Source organism: Bosea sp. ANAM02, from assembly GCF_011764485.1.
Lineage (GTDB): Bacteria > Pseudomonadota > Alphaproteobacteria > Rhizobiales > Beijerinckiaceae > Allobosea.
In genome coordinates this window covers 3,974,026-3,991,109 of record NZ_AP022848.1, presented here as the reverse complement: position 1 = coordinate 3,991,109, position 17,084 = coordinate 3,974,026, and the positions used below count along the sequence as shown (strand labels likewise).

At 67.3% G+C, this 17,084-nt stretch carries 14 protein-coding genes; 9 read left to right on the top strand and 5 right to left on the bottom strand.

Going from position 1 to position 17,084, the window contains the following annotated elements; translation table 11 throughout:
- Window positions 1-6: 6 nt before the first annotated feature.
- Window positions 7-495 carry a pyridoxamine 5'-phosphate oxidase family protein gene (locus tag OCUBac02_RS19065; protein WP_173047847.1) on the bottom strand — a complete coding sequence of 163 codons (489 nt, stop codon included), beginning with the start codon at window positions 493-495 and terminating at the stop codon, window positions 7-9.
- Window positions 496-667: 172 nt separating this feature from the next.
- Here OCUBac02_RS19065 and OCUBac02_RS19060 point away from each other — a divergent pair, with 172 nt between their 5' ends.
- From OCUBac02_RS19060 to OCUBac02_RS19050, 3 genes are all read left to right on the top strand, one after another.
- Window positions 668-820: a hypothetical protein gene (locus OCUBac02_RS19060; RefSeq protein ID WP_173047845.1), complete on the top strand. Its 153-nt coding sequence runs from the start codon at window positions 668-670 to the stop codon at window positions 818-820.
- A 123-nt stretch (window positions 821-943) separates the two neighbouring features.
- On the top strand, window positions 944-2,389 hold the full coding sequence (locus OCUBac02_RS19055) for an aldehyde dehydrogenase family protein (RefSeq protein ID WP_173047843.1): 1,446 nt from the start codon (window positions 944-946) through the stop codon (window positions 2,387-2,389).
- A 64-nt stretch (window positions 2,390-2,453) separates the two neighbouring features.
- On the top strand, window positions 2,454-2,786 hold the full coding sequence (locus OCUBac02_RS19050; RefSeq protein ID WP_047574248.1) for a four-helix bundle copper-binding protein: 333 nt from the start codon (window positions 2,454-2,456) through the stop codon (window positions 2,784-2,786).
- Between the two features lie 27 nt (window positions 2,787-2,813).
- Here the strand turns inward: OCUBac02_RS19050 and OCUBac02_RS19045 are convergent, their stop codons facing one another.
- Window positions 2,814-3,827: a zinc-binding alcohol dehydrogenase family protein gene (locus OCUBac02_RS19045; protein ID WP_173047841.1), complete on the bottom strand. Its 1,014-nt coding sequence runs from the start codon at window positions 3,825-3,827 to the stop codon at window positions 2,814-2,816.
- Window positions 3,828-3,926: 99 nt separating this feature from the next.
- On the opposite strand from OCUBac02_RS19045, the gene OCUBac02_RS19040 reads away from it, so the two are divergent.
- On the top strand, window positions 3,927-4,283 hold the full coding sequence (locus OCUBac02_RS19040; protein ID WP_047574243.1) for a winged helix-turn-helix transcriptional regulator: 357 nt from the start codon (window positions 3,927-3,929) through the stop codon (window positions 4,281-4,283).
- 4 nt (window positions 4,284-4,287) lie between these two features.
- Here OCUBac02_RS19040 and OCUBac02_RS19035 read toward each other — a convergent pair whose 3' ends face one another.
- Genes OCUBac02_RS19035 through OCUBac02_RS19025 form a run of 3 tightly spaced genes read right to left on the bottom strand, consistent with a single transcriptional unit; the run spans window position 4,288 to window position 11,095 of the window.
- Window positions 4,288-5,166 carry a transglutaminase family protein gene (locus OCUBac02_RS19035; protein WP_173047839.1) on the bottom strand — a complete coding sequence of 293 codons (879 nt, stop codon included), beginning with the start codon at window positions 5,164-5,166 and terminating at the stop codon, window positions 4,288-4,290.
- A complete protein-coding gene (locus OCUBac02_RS19030; RefSeq protein ID WP_173047837.1) occupies window positions 5,163-7,685 on the bottom strand; it encodes a circularly permuted type 2 ATP-grasp protein in 2,523 nt (840 codons plus the stop codon). The genes OCUBac02_RS19035 and OCUBac02_RS19030 overlap by 4 nt, the downstream gene beginning before the upstream one ends.
- A gap of 8 nt (window positions 7,686-7,693) precedes the next feature.
- Window positions 7,694-11,095, bottom strand: a complete 3,402-nt coding sequence (locus OCUBac02_RS19025) for a transglutaminase family protein (RefSeq protein ID WP_173047835.1) — start codon at window positions 11,093-11,095, stop codon at window positions 7,694-7,696.
- Window positions 11,096-11,341: 246 nt separating this feature from the next.
- On the opposite strand from OCUBac02_RS19025, the gene OCUBac02_RS19020 reads away from it, so the two are divergent.
- From OCUBac02_RS19020 to OCUBac02_RS19000, 5 genes are all read left to right on the top strand, one after another.
- Window positions 11,342-12,934, top strand: coding sequence for an ABC transporter substrate-binding protein (locus OCUBac02_RS19020; RefSeq protein ID WP_244638992.1), 1,593 nt, complete (start codon window positions 11,342-11,344; stop codon window positions 12,932-12,934).
- Between the two features lie 213 nt (window positions 12,935-13,147).
- A complete protein-coding gene (locus OCUBac02_RS19015; RefSeq protein ID WP_047575958.1) occupies window positions 13,148-14,212 on the top strand; it encodes an ABC transporter permease in 1,065 nt (354 codons plus the stop codon).
- Between the two features lie 10 nt (window positions 14,213-14,222).
- Window positions 14,223-15,128: a nickel transporter permease gene (nikC, locus tag OCUBac02_RS19010; protein WP_047575961.1), complete on the top strand. Its 906-nt coding sequence runs from the start codon at window positions 14,223-14,225 to the stop codon at window positions 15,126-15,128.
- Between the two features lie 4 nt (window positions 15,129-15,132).
- Window positions 15,133-15,990 (top strand): ABC transporter ATP-binding protein, encoded by an 858-nt coding sequence (locus tag OCUBac02_RS19005; RefSeq protein ID WP_173047831.1) that lies wholly within the window; start codon window positions 15,133-15,135, stop codon window positions 15,988-15,990.
- Between the two features lie 139 nt (window positions 15,991-16,129).
- Window positions 16,130-16,882: an ABC transporter ATP-binding protein gene (locus OCUBac02_RS19000; protein WP_173047829.1), complete on the top strand. Its 753-nt coding sequence runs from the start codon at window positions 16,130-16,132 to the stop codon at window positions 16,880-16,882.
- Window positions 16,883-17,084: the final 202 nt, after the last annotated feature.

Sequence of the window (17,084 nt, the reverse complement as noted above, 5' to 3'; positions counted from 1 at the left end):
GGAGCCTCAGCGCATATCGATCGTGGCGTTGACGCCGAGATCGGGCATGCGGCCGAGAATCTTGGCCGTTGCCAGCTTGAAGGCGACCAGCATGCTGCTCGACGGGCCGTCCCAGATTTCCGCCGAGGTCGGCGTCAGTGCCAGCAGGGTCGCGTCCGGGTCCTCGGGACCGTTCGGGAACCAGGCGCTCGCCATCGGCGTCCAGACCTCGCGCAGTGTCTCGCGGTCCGGAACTTCCGAGGCTGAGCACGAGATCGCAGTATAGAAGTTGCGGTCCTCGTGGCTGATCGCCACGCCGACCGATGGCGAGCGCAGGGCGGCCCCGATGATGCCCGTATGCCGGTGCGTGATGAAGAGGATGCGGTGATGGTCGCGGTCGAGATGGCCGGACATCGGTCGGGTCTTCAGCATGCCGTCGGCGACGATGGAGACCATGTAGACCGGGTGCGCGGCCAGAGCGGTCCAGATGCGATCCTGCAGTTCGGTGTCTGGCATGGCAACCTCCTGCCGGTGCGATCCTGTCATGGCCGGTTCCGCATGGAAACCGGTTCTTGCGTCATGCCAACGCTGCGCGGGAGGCAACGTTCCCGACCCGTTTGGGAACATCACGATCCCCTTCGCGTTGGGATTGGGCTTGCGGCCCTGCCGCCATCACTGGGAATCGTTTATGGCTCTATCGCGCAATCTCCTGGCCGTGCTGGTCCTCATCCTGGTCGCTGCGCTCGCCGTGACCGGCTATTCGCTCTACCAGGAGAAGAAGCAGCCCGACGGCGTGGAAATCTCGGTCGGCAAGAACGGGTTGTCGATCAAGGAGAAATAGGGGTTACGCTACCTTGGGTAGCAAAATGACGCTGACGGGTCGCCGATTGACCGAGGGGTATTGGCCTTGAGCGTCCAAAGGCGCTAACACCCCAACCACGAACCTGTGTCGTGGGAGAACGAGATGAACGCGCCTTTCAAGAACCTCATCGCCGGCGAATGGGCCGGCGGGGCCAATGCCTCGCGCAACATCAACCCCTCGAACACCAACGACGTGGTCGGCGAGTACACGCAAGGCACGGTCGAGGACCTGAACGACGCGGTCGCTGCCGCCAAGGCCGCCTTCCCGGCCTGGAGCCGCTCCACCCCGCAGGAGCGCTACGACATCCTGAAGAAGGCCTCCGACGAGATCCTCGCCCGCAAGGACGAGCTTGGCCGTCTGCTCTCGCGCGAGGAGGGCAAGACGCTGGCGGAAGGCATCGGCGAGGCGACCCGCGCCGGCCAGGTCTTCGCCTTCTTCGCCGGCGAGTGCCTGCGCCTGGGCGGCGAGATGATTCCGTCGGTGCGCCCCGGCGTCGGCGTCGAGATCACCCGCGAGGCGGTCGGCATCGTCGGCATGATCACGCCCTGGAACTTCCCGATCGCGATCCCGGCCTGGAAGATCGCGCCCGCGCTCGCCTGGGGCAACTGCGTCGTCCTGAAGCCCGCCGATCTCGTGCCGGGCTCGGCCTGGGCGCTGGTCGACATCCTGCAGCGCGCCGGCCTGCCCAAGGGCGCACTCAACCTCGTCATGGGCCGCGGTTCGGTCGTCGGCCAGGCGCTGCTGGAGCATAAGGACGTCGCGGCGATCTCCTTCACCGGCTCGGTCGGCACCGGCCGCAAGGTCGCGGCTGCCTGTATCGCCGGCAATCCGATGAAGAAGGTCCAGCTCGAGATGGGCGGCAAGAATCCGCTCGTCGTGCTCGACAACGCCGACCTGAAGGTCGCCGTCGAGGTTGCCGTCAACGGCGCCTTCTTCTCCACCGGCCAGCGCTGCACAGCCTCCTCGCGCCTGATCGTCCAGGCCGGCATCCACGACAGGTTCGTCGAGGCCTGCATCGAGCGCCTCAAGACCGTCGTCGTCGACGACGCGCTGAAGGCCGGCACCCATATCGGCCCGGTCGTCGACCAGAGCCAGCTCGACCAGGACCTGAAATATATCCAGATCGCCAAGGACGAGGGCGGCAAGCTGGTCTTCGGCGGCGAGCTCCTGAAGCGCGACACTCCCGGCTTCTATCTCCAGCCTGCGCTCTTCACCGAGACCACCAATGCCATGCGCATCTCGCGCGAGGAGGTCTTCGGCCCGGTCGCCAACATCGTCCGCGTCAAGGACTATGAGGAAGCGCTGGCCGTCGCCAACGACACCGAGTTCGGCCTGTCGTCGGGCATCTGCACGACCTCGCTCAAGCATGCGACGCATTTCAAGCGCAACAGCGAGGCCGGCATGGTGATGGTCAACCTGCCGACGGCGGGCGTCGACTATCACGTGCCGTTCGGTGGCCGGAAGGGCTCCAGCTACGGCCCGCGCGAGCAGGGCGCCTACGCCAAAGAGTTCTACACCACGGTCAAGACGGCCTACACGCTGGCCTGATCGGTGGAACAGGGCGCCTGTCGCGGCGGTTGATCGGGATATCCCTCCCGACAGGAGTCGCGACATGCACCATCTCGACCCGAAGACGCGAAACGCAGCCGACCTTGCACTCGACTGCTACAAGCATTGCCATGGCATGGCGATGACCCATTGCCTTGGGGCTGGTGGTGCCCATGCCGAGCCGGACCATCTCCGCCTGATGGCGGCCTGCGCCGAAATCTGCCGGACGACGGCGCATCTGCTTCTGATGGACTCGGTCCACGGCCGCCACATGGCCAGGGAATGCGCGGAGGTCTGCGAGGCCTGCGCGACCGACTGCGCACGGGTCGGCGACATGGAATCCTGCGTCGCCGCCTGCCGGGCCTGCGCTAAGGCCTGTGCCGCGCTCTCTGCCTAGCGGAAAGCGCGGCCAGGCCAATACGGTTCAGAACCCTTCGAGCACGATCTTGCCCTTGGCGCGGTTGCTCTCGATCAGGGTGTGGGCCCGCTTGAGGTTGGCGGCGCTGATCGTGCCGAAATGCTCGGCCAGCGTCGTGCGGATCTGATCCGCATCGACCAATCGCGAGACCTCGGCCAGGAGCCTGCCCTGCTCGCCCATGTCCGCCGTCTTGAACAGCGAGCGCGTGAACATCAGCTCCCAATGCAGCGACAGGCTCTTGCGCTTCAGCGGGTTGGCGTCGAGCACCTTCGGGTCGTCGATCAGGCCGAAGCGCCCCTGCGGCGCCATGAGTTCGACGATGCCCTCCAGATGGGTGTCGGTATGCGTCGTCGAGAACACGAAGGCCGGCGCGCCGATGCCGAGCGCGGCGACCTGCTCGGCCAGCGGTTTCGTGTGGTCGATGACATGATGGGCGCCGAGCTCCTGCGCCCAGAGCCGGGTCTCCGGCCGCGAGGCGGTGGCGATCACCGCGACGTCGCTGAGCCGGCGCGCGAGCTGGATCGCGATCGAGCCGACGCCGCCCGCGCCACCGATGATCAAGAGCGCGTGCGCCGCGCCCGGCACGGGCCTGCGGATGTCGAGCCGGTCGAACAGCATTTCCCAGGCGGTGATGGCGGTCAGCGGCAGCGCCGCCGCCTCCGCGAAGCCCAGGCTCTTCGGCTTCGGTCCGACGATGCGCTCGTCGACGAGGTGGAATTCCGCATTCGAGCCCGGCCGGTCGATGGCTCCGGCATAGAATACGGCATCGCCCGGCCTGAAGCCGGTCACCTCCGGGCCCACCGCCCTGACGATGCCGGCGGCATCCCAGCCGAGCACGCTGGCCTCACCTTCCGCCGGCTGGCTGCGGACGCGGATCTTGGTGTCGACCGGGTTGACCGAGACGGCCTTGACCTCGACCAGGAGGTCGCGCCCGGCGGCCTTCGGCTCGGGCACGTCGAGATCGATCAGACTGGTCTCGGCGATTATGGGTTGCGACTGGCGGTATCCGACGGCGCGCATGGCGTCTCTCCTGCATTGCGATGCAGCCGAGATGCGCATAACCTTCAGATCGCGCAAGAACGCACAATTTCAGCCGATAGTGTCGAAAAGGATACCGTCATGCCGCCGCGCTTCCAGGAGCCCTATTGCTCTGCCGGCTGCCCTGTCGAGGCGGCACTCGGCCTGATCGGCGGCAAGTGGAAAGGTATTGCGCTCTATCACCTGATGGGCGGCACCTTGCGCTTCAACGAGATCCGCCGGCGCATTCCCGGCGTCACCCAGCGCATGCTGACGACGCAGTTGCGCGAGCTGGAGGCGGACGGCCTGATCGTGCGGGTCGTCTATCCGGAAGTGCCGCCGCGGGTGGAATACAGCCTGTCGGTAAAAGGGCGGACGCTGGAGCCGGTGATCATGGCGCTGAAGAACTGGGGCGAGACGCATGCCCGCTCGCCGCAGGCGGCGGAGGCGGCAGCCTGAGGGCTCAGCCGACCGGCACCACGTCCACGGCGACGCCGACCTTCTGCGTGCCCGGACCGATCACCACGCCGTCGAGCGGGGCGACATCGGCATAGTCGCGACCGAAGGCGGTGACGATATGGTCGTCCGCGACGATCAGGTCATTGGTCGGGTCGAGCCCGACCCAGCCGATCTCCGGCCCGCACCACAGCATCGCCCAGGCATGGCTGGCATCGGCGCCCTCGAGCCGCTTCTGCCCCGGTGGCGGGATGGTGCGGATATAGCCGGAAACGTAGGCCGCCGGCAGGCCGAGCCCCCTGAGCCCGGCGATCATGATATGCGCGAAATCCTGGCAGACGCCGTGGCGCTGGGCGAAGGCCTCGGCCAATGGCGTCGTCACCTCGGTCGCCTCGGGGTCGTAGGTGAAGTCGCGCCTGATCCGGGCCATCAGCTCGCAGGCCGCCTCCAACACGGGGCGCCTCGCCTCGAAGCTCGACCGCGCATAGTCGATCACGGCCGGGACATGCGGCACGAGCCGGCTCGGATAAAGGTGATGAGCCGGCGAATCCGGAGCCAGGCTGCGGGAGTCGAGCGCCAGCGCCGCGACCTCCTCCCAGCCCCGCGTCAGCCCGGCATGGGGCGGTGGCGGCCGGTCGACCTCGATCCGCGCGCGCATCTCGAGCTTCAGCTCGCGATGCGGCTTGGTGATCGTGATCGTGGTCATGCGGTTGCCGAAGAAGCAGAGCCCGTCATTGCGTTCGGCCGGACGCGGCGCGATCAGCAATTCGCTCTTCAGCACGCGCTGGCCGGCTCCGTCACGCGGCAGAAGCCGCAGGATGCAGCGGGAAAAGGGCACCGCCCGGCTATAGCCGTAGGTGGTGACGTGGCGCAGCTCGTAGATCACGCGATGCTCGTCATCCGCGAGCCTTCGGGGCCGCTGTTCTGCAGGAAGTAGCGGTCGGCGATCGCTCCCGAGAGCCCCATCAGCAACTGCTCGAACAGCAGGATGCTGGTCCGGTCGAGCCGGCTCGCCTCCATCGTCCGGCAATCGGCGGCGAGCCGCAGCACCAGCCGGCGCGGTGCCTCCAGCATGCCGTCATCGGTGAGCGTCGGCAGGTTCGCGATCTCGGTGTCGAGACGCTCGACCTGGAAGGCGACCGAGCGCGGGTTGTAGGGATCGAGCATCACGAGATCGAGCACCGGCTGCAGGCTGGCGCCGAGCAGGTAGCGGGAGCGATAGGTGATCTGCGAATCCGTCAGGTCGAGCAGCGCGTCCAGGTTGTCGCCGGAGGCGTTGCCGTCGGCGAGCTGGCGGGCGAAGCGGCAGGTTGCGACGCCCCGCTCCAGCCGTCGGCCGATATCGAGGAAGCGCCAGCCGGCGCCGCGCACCATGTTCTCCTGGCCGAGGCCGGAGAAGGCGGCGAGCGATTTCAACGCCCGGTCGGCGATCTCATAGGCCTCGCCCTCGCTGGGCTTGCGGCCCTCCTCGGGTGCGAGCTGGTGCTGCAGGTCGCCGAACAGCCGCCAGGCATCGACCGAGAGGCGCTCGCGGATGACGGAAGCCGTGCGCCGTGCCTCGCGCAGCGAGGCTGCGGCGGAGCCGTAATCGTCGAGGCTGTAGATCGCGGCATAGGCCTGAGCCGCTGGTGTCCGCTTCTCCTGCCCGCCCGGAGCCGCGCCCCAGGCGACGAGCATGCCCGCGAGTTGGCGCACGGTGTCGTTGCGTCCCGGCGCCGGGTCCGGATCGATCAGGCGGCCGAGCAGGGCGCGCACCAGCCGCAGGATCGCCTCGCCGCGTTCCAGATAGCGCCCGAGCCAGAACAGGTTGTCCGCGGCCCGGCTCGGCAATGTGCCGGTGACGCGGCGGATGCTGATCCGGTCCGGCGTCGGCAGCAGCGTGACCTGCGCGACCGGCTCTTCCGAAGTCACCCAGACATCGCTGGAGCGCACGCCGTTGCGCATGCTGACCGCACGTGCGTCCGGCTCGTCCGAGATGCGGCAGAAGCCGCCGGGCATCACCTTCCAGCCGTCCGGGGTCGCGGCGGCGAAGACGCGCAATGTCATCGGATGCGGTTCGAGCCGGCCGTTCTGGAAGACCGGCATGGTCGAGAGCCGGACGACCTCCTGCCCGACATAATCCATGCCGCGCGCCTCGATCCGCCCGCGCAGGGCCGCGCGCTCCGCCTCGGGCAGTTCGCCGGCCACGACCTGTGTCGTGTCGACCCCGTTTCCGGCGCTGCGGAAGGCCGGCGCGATGCTCATCTCGCCGAGACGGTCGAGGACGGCCTGGCGCTCCTGCGGCTGGCCGCACCACCAGGTCGCGATATTCGGCAGGATCAGGTCTTGCCCGAGCACGTGCCGGGCGAGCGCCGGCAGGAAGCCCATCAGGGCGCGGGCCTCGACGACGCCGGAGCCGAGCCCGTTGGCGACATGGACTTGCCCCTGCCGCACGGCCTCGACCAGCCCAGCAACGCCGAGCGCGGAGCCGGCGTTGAGCTCCAGCGGATCGGCGAAATCGCCGTCGATGCGTCGCCAGATCACGTCGGCGCGCTTCAGGCCGGCGATGGTGCGCACATGTATCCGGCCTTCGCGCATCAGCAGGTCGCCACCCTCGACCAGCAGGAAACCGAGATAGCGCGCGAGATAGGCCTGCTCGAAATAGCTTTCGTTGAGCGACCCGGGGGTGAGCAGCGCGATGCGCGGCTCGACGCGCCTGGAGCGCGAGACCAGCCCGGCGCGGAAGCCCTGGAAGAAGGCCGCCAGCCGCTCGATATTCATGTTGCGGAACATGTCGGGGAAGGCGCGCGCCAGCGCCAGCCGGTTCTCCAGCGCATAGCCTGTGCCGGAAGGCGCCTGCGTCCTGTCCTGCAGCACCCACCAGCGCCCGTCGGGGCCACGTCCGAGATCGGCGGCATAGAGCTGGAGCGAGCCGCCGCCCGCGATGCCGTGAAGCGGGCGCAGGTAGTCGGGGCTGCCGGTGACGACGGCGGCCGGCAGATGCCCCGCTGCGACCAGTTCGCCCGGCCCATAGATGTCGTCGAGCACGGTCGAGAGCAGTTCGGCGCGCTGCGAGACGCCGGCGGCGATCGTCTGCCATTCCGCCTCGGGAATGACGAGCGGCACATGCGACAGGGGCCAGGCCCGTTCGCCGACGCCGGGATCGCGCTCGTCGATATCGCCATGGACGCGATAGGACACGCCGGTATCGCGGACATGCCGGTCCGCGAGGCCGAAACGCTGGTTGAGCTCGGAGGGCGACAGAGCGCACCAGCCCGACAGGAACGGCTCCCAATGCGGGCGCACCTGGCCGTTGCCATCGATGAACTCGTCGAAGACGCCCGGCAGCGGGCGATAGCCGGCGAGCAGCGCCGCGCGCCGCTCGGCCCTGCTGCGTCCCGATCGGATGCGCCCCTGCACCGCCATTCTTCGCTCTAGACCCCCGTCGGGCGCCTCAGATCCAGCGTGAGCGGAAATTCGGCGTTGCGTTCCTCCGACGGAATCGCCAGAGGACCGGGACTATGACCGATCGCCTCGAAACGCGCGAGCCGTCTTGCCTCCGCCTCGTAGGAATTGACGGGAGGTGTTTCGTAATTGCGCCCCCCTGGATGGGCGACATGGTAGACGCAGCCGCCGAGCGAACGGCCGGACCAGAGATCGACGATGTCGAAGGTCAGCGGCGCATGCACGGGGATCGTCGGGTGCAGGCCGGACGCCGGTTGCCAGGCCTTGAAGCGCACGGCCGCGACGGCCTCGCCCGAAAAGCCGGTCGCCGTCATCGGCAGGCGCCTTCCGTTGCAGGTGATGAGATGGCGGCCCGGCACCAGCCCGGTCGCCTTGACCTGCAGGCGCTCGATCGACGAATCGACATAGCGCACCGTGCCGCCGATCGCGCCTTCCTCGCCCATCACGTGCCAGGGCTCCAGCGCCTGCCGGATCTCGATCTCGACGCCGCCATGCGCGACCTTGCCGAAGAAGGGGAAGCGGAATTCGGCCTGCGCCTCGAACCAGACCGGATCGAAGGCGTAGCCGGCGCGCTGAAGATCGCCGAGAACGCCCTTGAAATCCTGCCAGACCATCTCCGGCAGCATGAAGCGATCATGCAGGGTGGTGCCCCAGCGGACCAGCTTGCCGTCCAGCGGCTCGCGCCAGAACCAGGCGATCAGCGCCCTGAGCAGCAATTGCTGGGCGAGCGACATCCGCGCATCCGGCGGCATCTCGAAGCCGCGGAACTCGACCAGCCCGAGCCGGCCGGTCGGGCCGTCCGGCGAGTAGAGTTTGTCGATGCAGATCTCGGTGCGGTGCGTGTTGCCGGAGACGTCGACCAGGAGGTTGCGGAACAATCGGTCGACCAGCCAGAGCGGGATCGGCGCCTCGCCGGGTCTGGGCACCTGCGCCAGCGCGATCTCCAGCTCGTAGAGCTGATCCTGCCGGGCCTCGTCGATGCGCGGCGCCTGGCTGGTCGGGCCGATGAACAGGCCGGAGAACAGGTATGATAGCGATGGGTGCCGGTTCCAGTAGAGAATGATGCTCTTCAAGAGGTCCGGCCGGCGCAGGAAGGGCGAGTCGGCCGGCGTCACGCCACCGAGCACGACATGGTTACCGCCGCCCGTGCCGGTATGGCGGCCGTCGACCATGAACTTCTCGGCGCAGAGCCGCGCCAGCCGTGCCTCCTCGTAGACGCCCTGCGTGATCGCGGCCGCCTCGCGCCAGTCCGTGGCCGGGTGGATATTGACCTCGATCACGCCGGGATCGGGCGTGACCTTGATCACGTCGAGGCGCGGGTCGAAGGGCGGCGCATAACCCTCGATATGCACGGGCTGGCCGAGCTCCTCCGCCACCGCCTCGACCGAGGCGACGAGGTCGAGATAATCCTCCAGCCGCTCGACCGGAGGCAGGAAGACGCAGACCACGTTGTCGCGGATCTCGAGGCTGAGTGCGGTGCGGACGTGATCGCCGCCGATCTCCTGCTCGCGCCGGTCCTGGACCGGGCCACCCGCCGCCTGCGCGCCGATGCTCATCTGCGCGGGACCGGGCCGCTCCTCCGCGGTCGACGGCTCCGCCGGCCTCGCCTCGGGATGATCGGTCCAGCTTGCTCCGGCCGGCCCTGCCGCCGTCAGCGGCGGGCGCGGCTCCAGCGGGTCCTGCGGATGGATATGCGGATATTCGGCCTTGGGCACGACCGGCAGCGAGCCCAGCGGCAGTCGATAGCCGACCGGCGAGTCGCCCGGCACCAGAAAGAGCTTGCCGCGGCGCAGCTTCCATTTCTCCGAGCGCCAGCGCCGGTCGCTGGCGCCGGCCTGCCAGCGTTGCACGGGAATGACGTAGCCGCGCGGATTGCCGAGCCCGAGCTCGAAGACGCGTGCCATCCGCGAGCGCTCCTCCGGATCGGAGAGGCGCGAATCGAGCGGATCGACATTGTCGGGAAGCTGCGCCTCCTTGAGCAGCCAGACGCCGGTATCCTCATAGGCCGGCACCACGTAATCGGCACCGAGCCCGAGCTTCTCGGACAGCCCCTGTGCCAGGGCCTCGGCATCGCGGATCGTGGCGCCGACTTCCAGCTCGCGGTCGCCGCCGGTCTGCGCGCCGGGCTCGCGGGCGATGAGGTCGGCATTGCGCCAGATCGGCTCGCCGTCGCGGCGCCAGTACAGGGCGAAGGCCCAGCGCGGCAGGGTTTCGCCCGGATACCATTTGCCCTGGCCGTAATGCAGCATCCCGCCCGGCGCGAAGCGTTCGCGCAGGCGCCGGATCAGCGTGTCGGCGCGCTGGCGCTTGGTCGGCCCGACCGCGGCGATGTTCCATTCCGCGCCGGTCTGGTCGTCGATCGAGACGAAGGTCGGCTCGCCGCCCATGGTGAGGCGGACGTCCTGCGCCTTGAGATCGGCCTCGACCTTCTCGCCGAGCGCATCGAGTTCGCCCCAGGACGCATCGGAGAAGGGCAGCGTGATGCGCGGCACCTCGTGCACGCGCGTTACGCTCATCGCGAAATCGAAGGTCGTCTCGGCATAGCTCGCCAGCCCCGAAACCGGCGCGGCCGAGCGATAATGCGCGGTGGCCGCCAGCGGCAGATGGCCCTCGCCGGTGAGCAGCCCCGAGGTCGGATCGAGCCCGACCCAGCCGGCGCCGGGAATATAGACCTCGGCCCAGGCATGCAGGTCGGTGAAATCCTTGTCCGTCCCGCGCGGACCTTCGAGCGGATCGATATCCGCCTTCATCTGGATCAGGTAGCCGGAGACGAAACGCGCCGCGAGGCCGAGATGCCTGAGCGCCTGGACCAGCAGCCAGCTCGTGTCGCGGCAGGAGCCGGAGCCGATCGCCAGCGTATGCTCCGGCTCCTGCACGCCGGGCTCCATGCGGATGCCATAGGCGATGCGCTGCTGCAGCCGGGCATTCAGGTCGACGATGAAGTTGACGGTGTTCATCGGCTCGCGCGGCAATTCGGCGAGGAAGGCTTCGAGCAGCGGACCGGCCGGCTCCGTCGCCAGATAGGGCGCGAGCTCCTCGGTCTGCTCTGGCGTGTACCTGAAGGGAAAGGTCTCGGCCTGCGCCTCGACGAAGAAATCGAAGGGGTTGATGATCGACAATTCGGTGACGACGTCGACCTCGATCCGGAATTCCGTCACGGGCTCCGGGAAGACATAGCGCGCCAGCCAGTTGCCGGCCGGATCCTGCTGCCAGTTCACGAAATGCTGCGCCGGCGTCACCTTCAGCGAATAGCTCTCGATCGCGGCCCGGCAATGCGGGGCCGGCCGCAGGCGCACGATCTGCGGCCCGAGCGTGACCGGTCGGTCGTAGCGGTAATGCGTGACATGGTTCAGCGCGGCGATGATGGCCAAGTTTCGCCCCCTAATCCCAGGCGATGGCCGCCTGCAACGTCAGGTTAGCGAGGCCGCCGGCGCGCGCAAGGCACTGCCGGTGCCCGGATGCCGTCTCGGTCCGGCTTCGCTGCTCAAGAGATGTGCAAAATGCTCCGTTCCGCCCTTCGCATGGCCGTTGGTCGACTGGACAGCCGCACCGGACTGGTTGCAGATAGCGCCCAACGGGCGGACAGCGCCCGCGCAACACGAACAATGGGGAATCCGATGCGTCACGTAGCCAAATTGATGGCGGTTTCGGCCTTCACGGCCCTGATGTCGACCACCGCCGCCTTCGCGCAGACGCCGAAGGACACGATCGTGATGGCCAAGCAGATCGACGACATCATCACGCTCGACCCCGCCGAGGCTTTCGAGTTCTCGGGTGTCGAGGTCGGCGCCAATGTCTACGACAAGCTGATCAATATCGACATTTCCAAGAACAACGAGCTGGTCCCGGATCTCGCCGAGAGCTGGAGCGTCGCTCCCGACAACCTGACCTACACCTTCAAGCTGCGCAAAGGCGTCAAGTTCCACTCCGGCAACCCGGTGACGGCGGCCGACGTGGTCTATTCCTTCCAGCGCGCGGTCACGATGAACAAGTCGCCGGGCTTCATCCTGCGCCAGTTCGGCTTCGTGGCGGAGAACGTGCTCGACAAGGTCAAGGCCGTCGACGAGAACACCGTCCAGATCACGGTCTCCAAGCCCTTCGCCCCGACCTTCTTCTATAACTGCCTGACCTCCGGCGTCGCCGCGATCGTCGACTCCAAGCTGGTCAAGGCCAACGAGAAGGACGGCGACTGGGGCAATGGCTGGCTCAAGCTGAACTCGGCCGGCTCCGGCGCCTTCAAGGTCCGCAGCTATCGCCCGAACGAGCAGTACACGCTCGACGCCAACGAGAGCTGGTACAAGGGCGCGCCGAAGAGCAAGCGCATCGTCGTGCGCCATGTCGCCGAGCCGGCCTCGCAGCGCCTGCTCGTCGAGAAGGGCGACGTCGACATCGCCCGCAACCTCTCGAAGGACCAGCTCGCGGCCGTCAAGAGCAACAAGGACATCGAGATCGTCCAGGGCGACAAGGGCTACATCCTCTATCTCGGCCTGAACCAGAAGAACCCGAACCTGGCCAAGCCCGAGGTCCGCGAGGCGCTGAAGCTCCTGGTCGATTATGCCTCGATCGAGAAGAATATCCTCGAAGGCACCTATAAGGGCCACGAGTCCTTCCTTCCGCAGGGCTTCCTCGGCGCGATCTCGGACAAGCCCTATTCGCTCAACGTCGCCAAGGCGAAGGAACTGCTCGCCAAGGCCGGCCTCAGCGACGGCTTCACCGTCACCATGGACACCCGCTCGGTCTCCCCGATCACGGATATCGCGCAGGCGATCCAGGCGACCTGGGCCCAGGCCAACGTCAAGCTCGAGATCATTCCCGGCGACGGCAAGCAGACGCTGACCAAGTACCGCGCCCGCGCCCACGACATCTATATCGGCCAGTGGGGCCCGGACTATCTCGACCCGCATACCAATGCCGAGACCTTCGCCATCAACGAGGATAACGGCGAGGAGGCGAAGTCCAAGACGCTGGCCTGGCGCAATGCCTGGAACATCCCCGAGATGACCAAGGTCACGCAGGGCGCCGTGCTGGAATCGGATGCCGCCAAGCGCAAGGCGACCTACGAGACGCTGCAGCGCGAGCATCAGAAGGTCTCGCCCTTCGTCATCATGTTCCAGCAGATCGAGGTTTCGGCCGAGCGCAAGAACGTGAAGGGCTGGGTCATCGGACCGAGCTCGGACACCAACCGCTACGCCACCATCGTCAAGAACTGAGGCCCTGAGGGTCGGAAACCGCCGCGGCAGCATGATGCCGCGGCGGCTTTCCTTCGGCGGTAGGGCATCGTCATCCCGGGCGACCGAAGGGAGACCCGGGATCCATGCCTGAACCGTTATCGGCAAAGCTCCGACATGGACCCCGGGTCAAGCCCGGGATGAGCCCCCGTGGTTCCGTGACAATCAACCGATCTTTAGAAACGGAGGCGGGTCATGACAGCCGTGACGCAAGCTCCCACAACCAAGACGGCAGCGCCGGGCAGGCTGCGGCGCTGGGGCCGCGCGCTCTCGCGCGAATTGACGACCGTGGTCATCACCATGTTCGGCCTGCTGCTGGTCACCTTCTTCATCGCCCGCGTCATCCCGATCGACCCGGTGCTCGCCGTCGTCGGCGACAACGCCAAGCCCGAGACCTATGAGGCGGCGCGGATCGAACTCGGCCTCGACAAGCCGCTCTGGCAGCAATTCGCCATTTATATCGGCAAGGTCTTCACCGGGAATCTCGGCACCTCCGTGCTGACCTCGAACCCGGTCGTCGAGGACATCAAGCGCGTCTTCCCGGCGACGCTGGAACTCGCGACGCTGGGGACGCTGATCGGCGTTCTGATCGGCGTGCCGCTCGGCATCCTCGCCGCCGTCAACCAGGGCCGCTGGCAGGATCAGGTCGCGCGCGTTGTCGGCCTCGTCGGCTATTCCGTCCCGGTCTTCTGGATCGGCCTGATGGCGCTCCTGCTGTTCTACGCCAAGCTCGGCTGGGTCTCGGGGCCGGGTCGCATCTCGGTCGTCTGGCAGGACATCGTTACCACCCGCACCGGCATCATCATGATCGACGCCGCGCTGGAGGGCGAGTGGGAGGCATTCTGGGACGCCTTCTCGCATCTCATCCTGCCGGCCCTGGTGCTCGGCCTGCTTTCGGTTGCCTATATCAGCCGCATGACGCGCAGCTTCATGATCACCGAGCTGCAGCAGCAATATGTCATCGCCGCCCGTGTGAAGGGCGTCTCCGAGACCGCCGTGATCTGGCGCCACGCCCTGCGCAACGCCGCCGTGCCGCTCTTCACCGTGATCGCGCTCTCCTACATGCATTTGCTGGAGGGCTCGGTGCTGACCGAGACGATCTTCGCCTGGCCGGGCTTGGGCCGCTATCTCACCAACGCTCTGCTCAACGCCGACATGAACGCGGTTCTGGGCGGCACGCTGGTGGTCGGCGTCGTCTTCATCGCGGTCAACCTGCTGACCGACATCATCGGCCGCCTGGCCGACCCGCGCGTGCGCTGAGGAGGAACAGATGAGCGAAACCTCCTCCGCCGGCCTGCATGCCTGGCTGATCAGCGACTCCCCGGAGTCGCGCCGCCAGGCCCGGCTCGGCCAGCTCTACCGGCAATGGCTCGCCTTCAAGCGCAACCCGATGGCGGTGGCGGGCCTCGCCATCATCGTCCTGCTGCTCTTGATCGCAGCCTTCGCGCCCCTGATCGCGCCCTTCGACCCGATCGCGCAGACGCTCGACAAGCGGCTGATGCCACCTTCGACGACCAACTGGTTCGGCACGGACGCGCTCGGCCGCGACATCTTCAGCCGCATCGTCTACGGCACGCGGATCACGCTGGTGATCGTGCTGCTGGTCGTCGTCACGGTCGGCCCGTTCGGCCTGCTGATCGGCGCGATCTCCGGCTATTATGGGGGGTGGGTCGATCGGCTGCTTATGCGCATCACCGACGTCTTCCTGGCCTTCCCGCGCCTCGTCCTGGCGCTGGCCTTCGTCGCGGCGCTCGGCCCCGGTATCGTCAACGCCATCATCGCCATCGCGATCACGACCTGGCCGCCCTATGCCCGCGTCGCCCGCGCCGAAACCATGGTGATCCGCAACCAGGACTATATCGCCGCGATGCGCCTGCAGGGCGCCTCGCAGGCCCGCATCATCTGGAAGCATGTCGTGCCGATGTGCATGTCCTCGCTGATCGTGCGCACCACCTTCGACATGGCCGGCATCATCCTAACCGCCGCCGGCCTCGGCTTCCTCGGGCTGGGCGCGCAGCCGCCGATGCCGGAATGGGGCGCCATGATCTCGGCCGGCCGCGAGCAGATCTTCGACCAGTGGTGGGTCGCGACCTTCCCCGGTATCGCCATCTGCATCGTCGCGCTCGGCTTCAACCTGCTCGGCGACGGGCTCCGCGACGTCATGGATGCGAGGTGAGTCGATGACAAGCGAGCAGCCTCTTCTCGAAGTCGACAATCTCAAGGTCGATTTCCACACGCCGACCGGCATCGTCCGGGCCGTGCGCGGCCTCTCCTTCACGCTCGGCCGCGAGCGGCTCGGCATCGTCGGCGAATCCGGCTCGGGCAAGTCGATGACCGGGCGCGCGATCCTCGACCTGATCCCGCATCCGGGCGTCGTCAGCGCCGATCGCATGCGCTTCCGCGGCCAGGACCTGATGACGATGGACAAGGGCGCGCGCCGCAAGCTCCGCGGCCGCCATATCTCCATGGTGATGCAGGACCCGAAATTCTCGCTGAACCCGGTCGAGACCGTCGGCAGCCAGATCGCCGAGGCCTATCGCATCCACCGCAAGGCCGGGGCGAAGGAGGCGCGCGAGCGCAGCCTCGCCATGCTGGAGCAGGTGCAGATCCGCGAGCCGGCCCGCGTCTACGATCTCTACCCGCACGAGGTCTCCGGCGGCATGGGCCAGCGCGTCATGATCGCGATGATGCTGATCGCCGAGCCGGAGGTCCTGATCGCGGACGAGCCGACCTCGGCGCTCGACGTCACCGTGCAACTCCAGATCCTCAAGATCCTCGACGATCTCGTCACCGAGCGCGGCATGGGGCTGATCTTCATCAGCCACGACCTGCATCTGGTGCAGTCCTTCTGCGACCGCGTCATCGTGATGTATGGCGGCAAGGTCATGGAGACGCTGCCGGCGGCCGAGCTCGCCGACCCGGCCGCGCGCAGCCGCCGCCATCCCTATACGCTCGGCCTGCTCGAATGCCTGCCGGATCTCGACCATCCCCGGGCGAAGCTCGCCACCCTCAACCGTGACCCGGCGTGGCTGGCATGACGATATTCTGTCTGGCCGCTGGCATTCCGCGTCATGGTCGGCCTTGTGCCGACCATCCACGTCTTCCTGCAACAAGCACGGTGATCAAGACGCGGATTCTCGCCACAAGGGCGAGAATGACGAAAAATGGAGCATCCGCATGACGAGCGCAGCGATCTCCGTCGACAAGCTCAACGTCTCCTTCGGCGACTCTCATGTCGTGAAGGATCTCTCCTTCGACGTCCGCAAGGGCGAGAGCTACGGCCTCGTCGGCGAGTCCGGTTCGGGCAAGTCGACCGTCCTGCGCGTGCTCTCCGGCCTCAACCGGGACTGGAGCGGCACGGTCACGATCGAGGGCGCCGTGCAGCCCAAGGTTCGTGACAAGGCCTTCTATCGCAACGTCCAGATGGTCTTCCAGGACCCCTATGGCTCGCTGCATCCCAAGAAGACGGTCGACGATACGCTGGCCGAGCCGCTCGCCATCCACGGCCTCGACAATGCCGAGGCCCGCATCGGCAAGGCGCTCTCCGATGTCGGCCTGCCCGCATCGTTCCGCTTCCGCTATCCGCACCAGCTCTCGGGCGGCCAGCGCCAGCGCGTTGCGATTGCCCGTGCGCTGGTGCTCGAACCCTCGATCCTGCTGCTGGACGAGCCGACCTCGGCGCTCGATGTCTCGATCCAGGCCGAGGTGCTGAACCTGCTCGCGGCGCTCCGGCAGGAGCGCAAGCTGACCTATATTCTCGTCAGCCATGATCTCTCGGTCGTCGGCCATATGTGCGAGCGCCTGCTGGTCATGCAGTTCGGCCGTGCCGTCGAGGACATGACGGTCGAGACCCTGGCCGCGCGCCAGCCGCAGACGGCCTATGCCCGGCAATTGCTGACCGCGAGCGCAGGCTTCTGGCGCGCGGGCTGATCGAACTCTCCAATCTCAGCCCTCATCCTGAGGAGCAGCCGAAGGCTGCATCTCGAAGGATGGTCCAGCTTGCACGGGAGCCTCCTGGAGCATCCTTCGAGACGCCGTTCCCAAGAGAATGGCTCCTCAGGATGAGGGCTCACGGGATGTCCGGTCGCATTTTGAACGGCGCGGGCAACGGCCCTGCGCCGCACCCTCTTTG

What these genes read in the sequence shown, in the direction of transcription:
- OCUBac02_RS19050 (WP_047574248.1), top strand. Translation starts at nt 2,454, where the DNA reads ATGCACCATCTCGACCCGAAGACGCGAAACGCAGCCGACCTTGCACTC.
- OCUBac02_RS19005 (WP_173047831.1), top strand. Translation starts at nt 15,133, where the DNA reads ATGACAAGCGAGCAGCCTCTTCTCGAAGTCGACAATCTCAAGGTCGAT.
- OCUBac02_RS19065 (WP_173047847.1), bottom strand. Translation starts at nt 495, where the DNA reads ATGCCAGACACCGAACTGCAGGATCGCATCTGGACCGCTCTGGCCGCG.
- OCUBac02_RS19040 (WP_047574243.1), top strand. Translation starts at nt 3,927, where the DNA reads ATGCCGCCGCGCTTCCAGGAGCCCTATTGCTCTGCCGGCTGCCCTGTC.
- OCUBac02_RS19020 (WP_244638992.1), top strand. Translation starts at nt 11,342, where the DNA reads ATGCGTCACGTAGCCAAATTGATGGCGGTTTCGGCCTTCACGGCCCTG.
- OCUBac02_RS19055 (WP_173047843.1), top strand. Translation starts at nt 944, where the DNA reads ATGAACGCGCCTTTCAAGAACCTCATCGCCGGCGAATGGGCCGGCGGG.
- OCUBac02_RS19030 (WP_173047837.1), bottom strand. Translation starts at nt 7,685, where the DNA reads ATGGCGGTGCAGGGGCGCATCCGATCGGGACGCAGCAGGGCCGAGCGG.
- OCUBac02_RS19060 (WP_173047845.1), top strand. Translation starts at nt 668, where the DNA reads ATGGCTCTATCGCGCAATCTCCTGGCCGTGCTGGTCCTCATCCTGGTC.
- OCUBac02_RS19045 (WP_173047841.1), bottom strand. Translation starts at nt 3,827, where the DNA reads ATGCGCGCCGTCGGATACCGCCAGTCGCAACCCATAATCGCCGAGACC.
- OCUBac02_RS19015 (WP_047575958.1), top strand. Translation starts at nt 13,148, where the DNA reads ATGACAGCCGTGACGCAAGCTCCCACAACCAAGACGGCAGCGCCGGGC.
- nikC (WP_047575961.1), top strand. Translation starts at nt 14,223, where the DNA reads ATGAGCGAAACCTCCTCCGCCGGCCTGCATGCCTGGCTGATCAGCGAC.
- OCUBac02_RS19000 (WP_173047829.1), top strand. Translation starts at nt 16,130, where the DNA reads ATGACGAGCGCAGCGATCTCCGTCGACAAGCTCAACGTCTCCTTCGGC.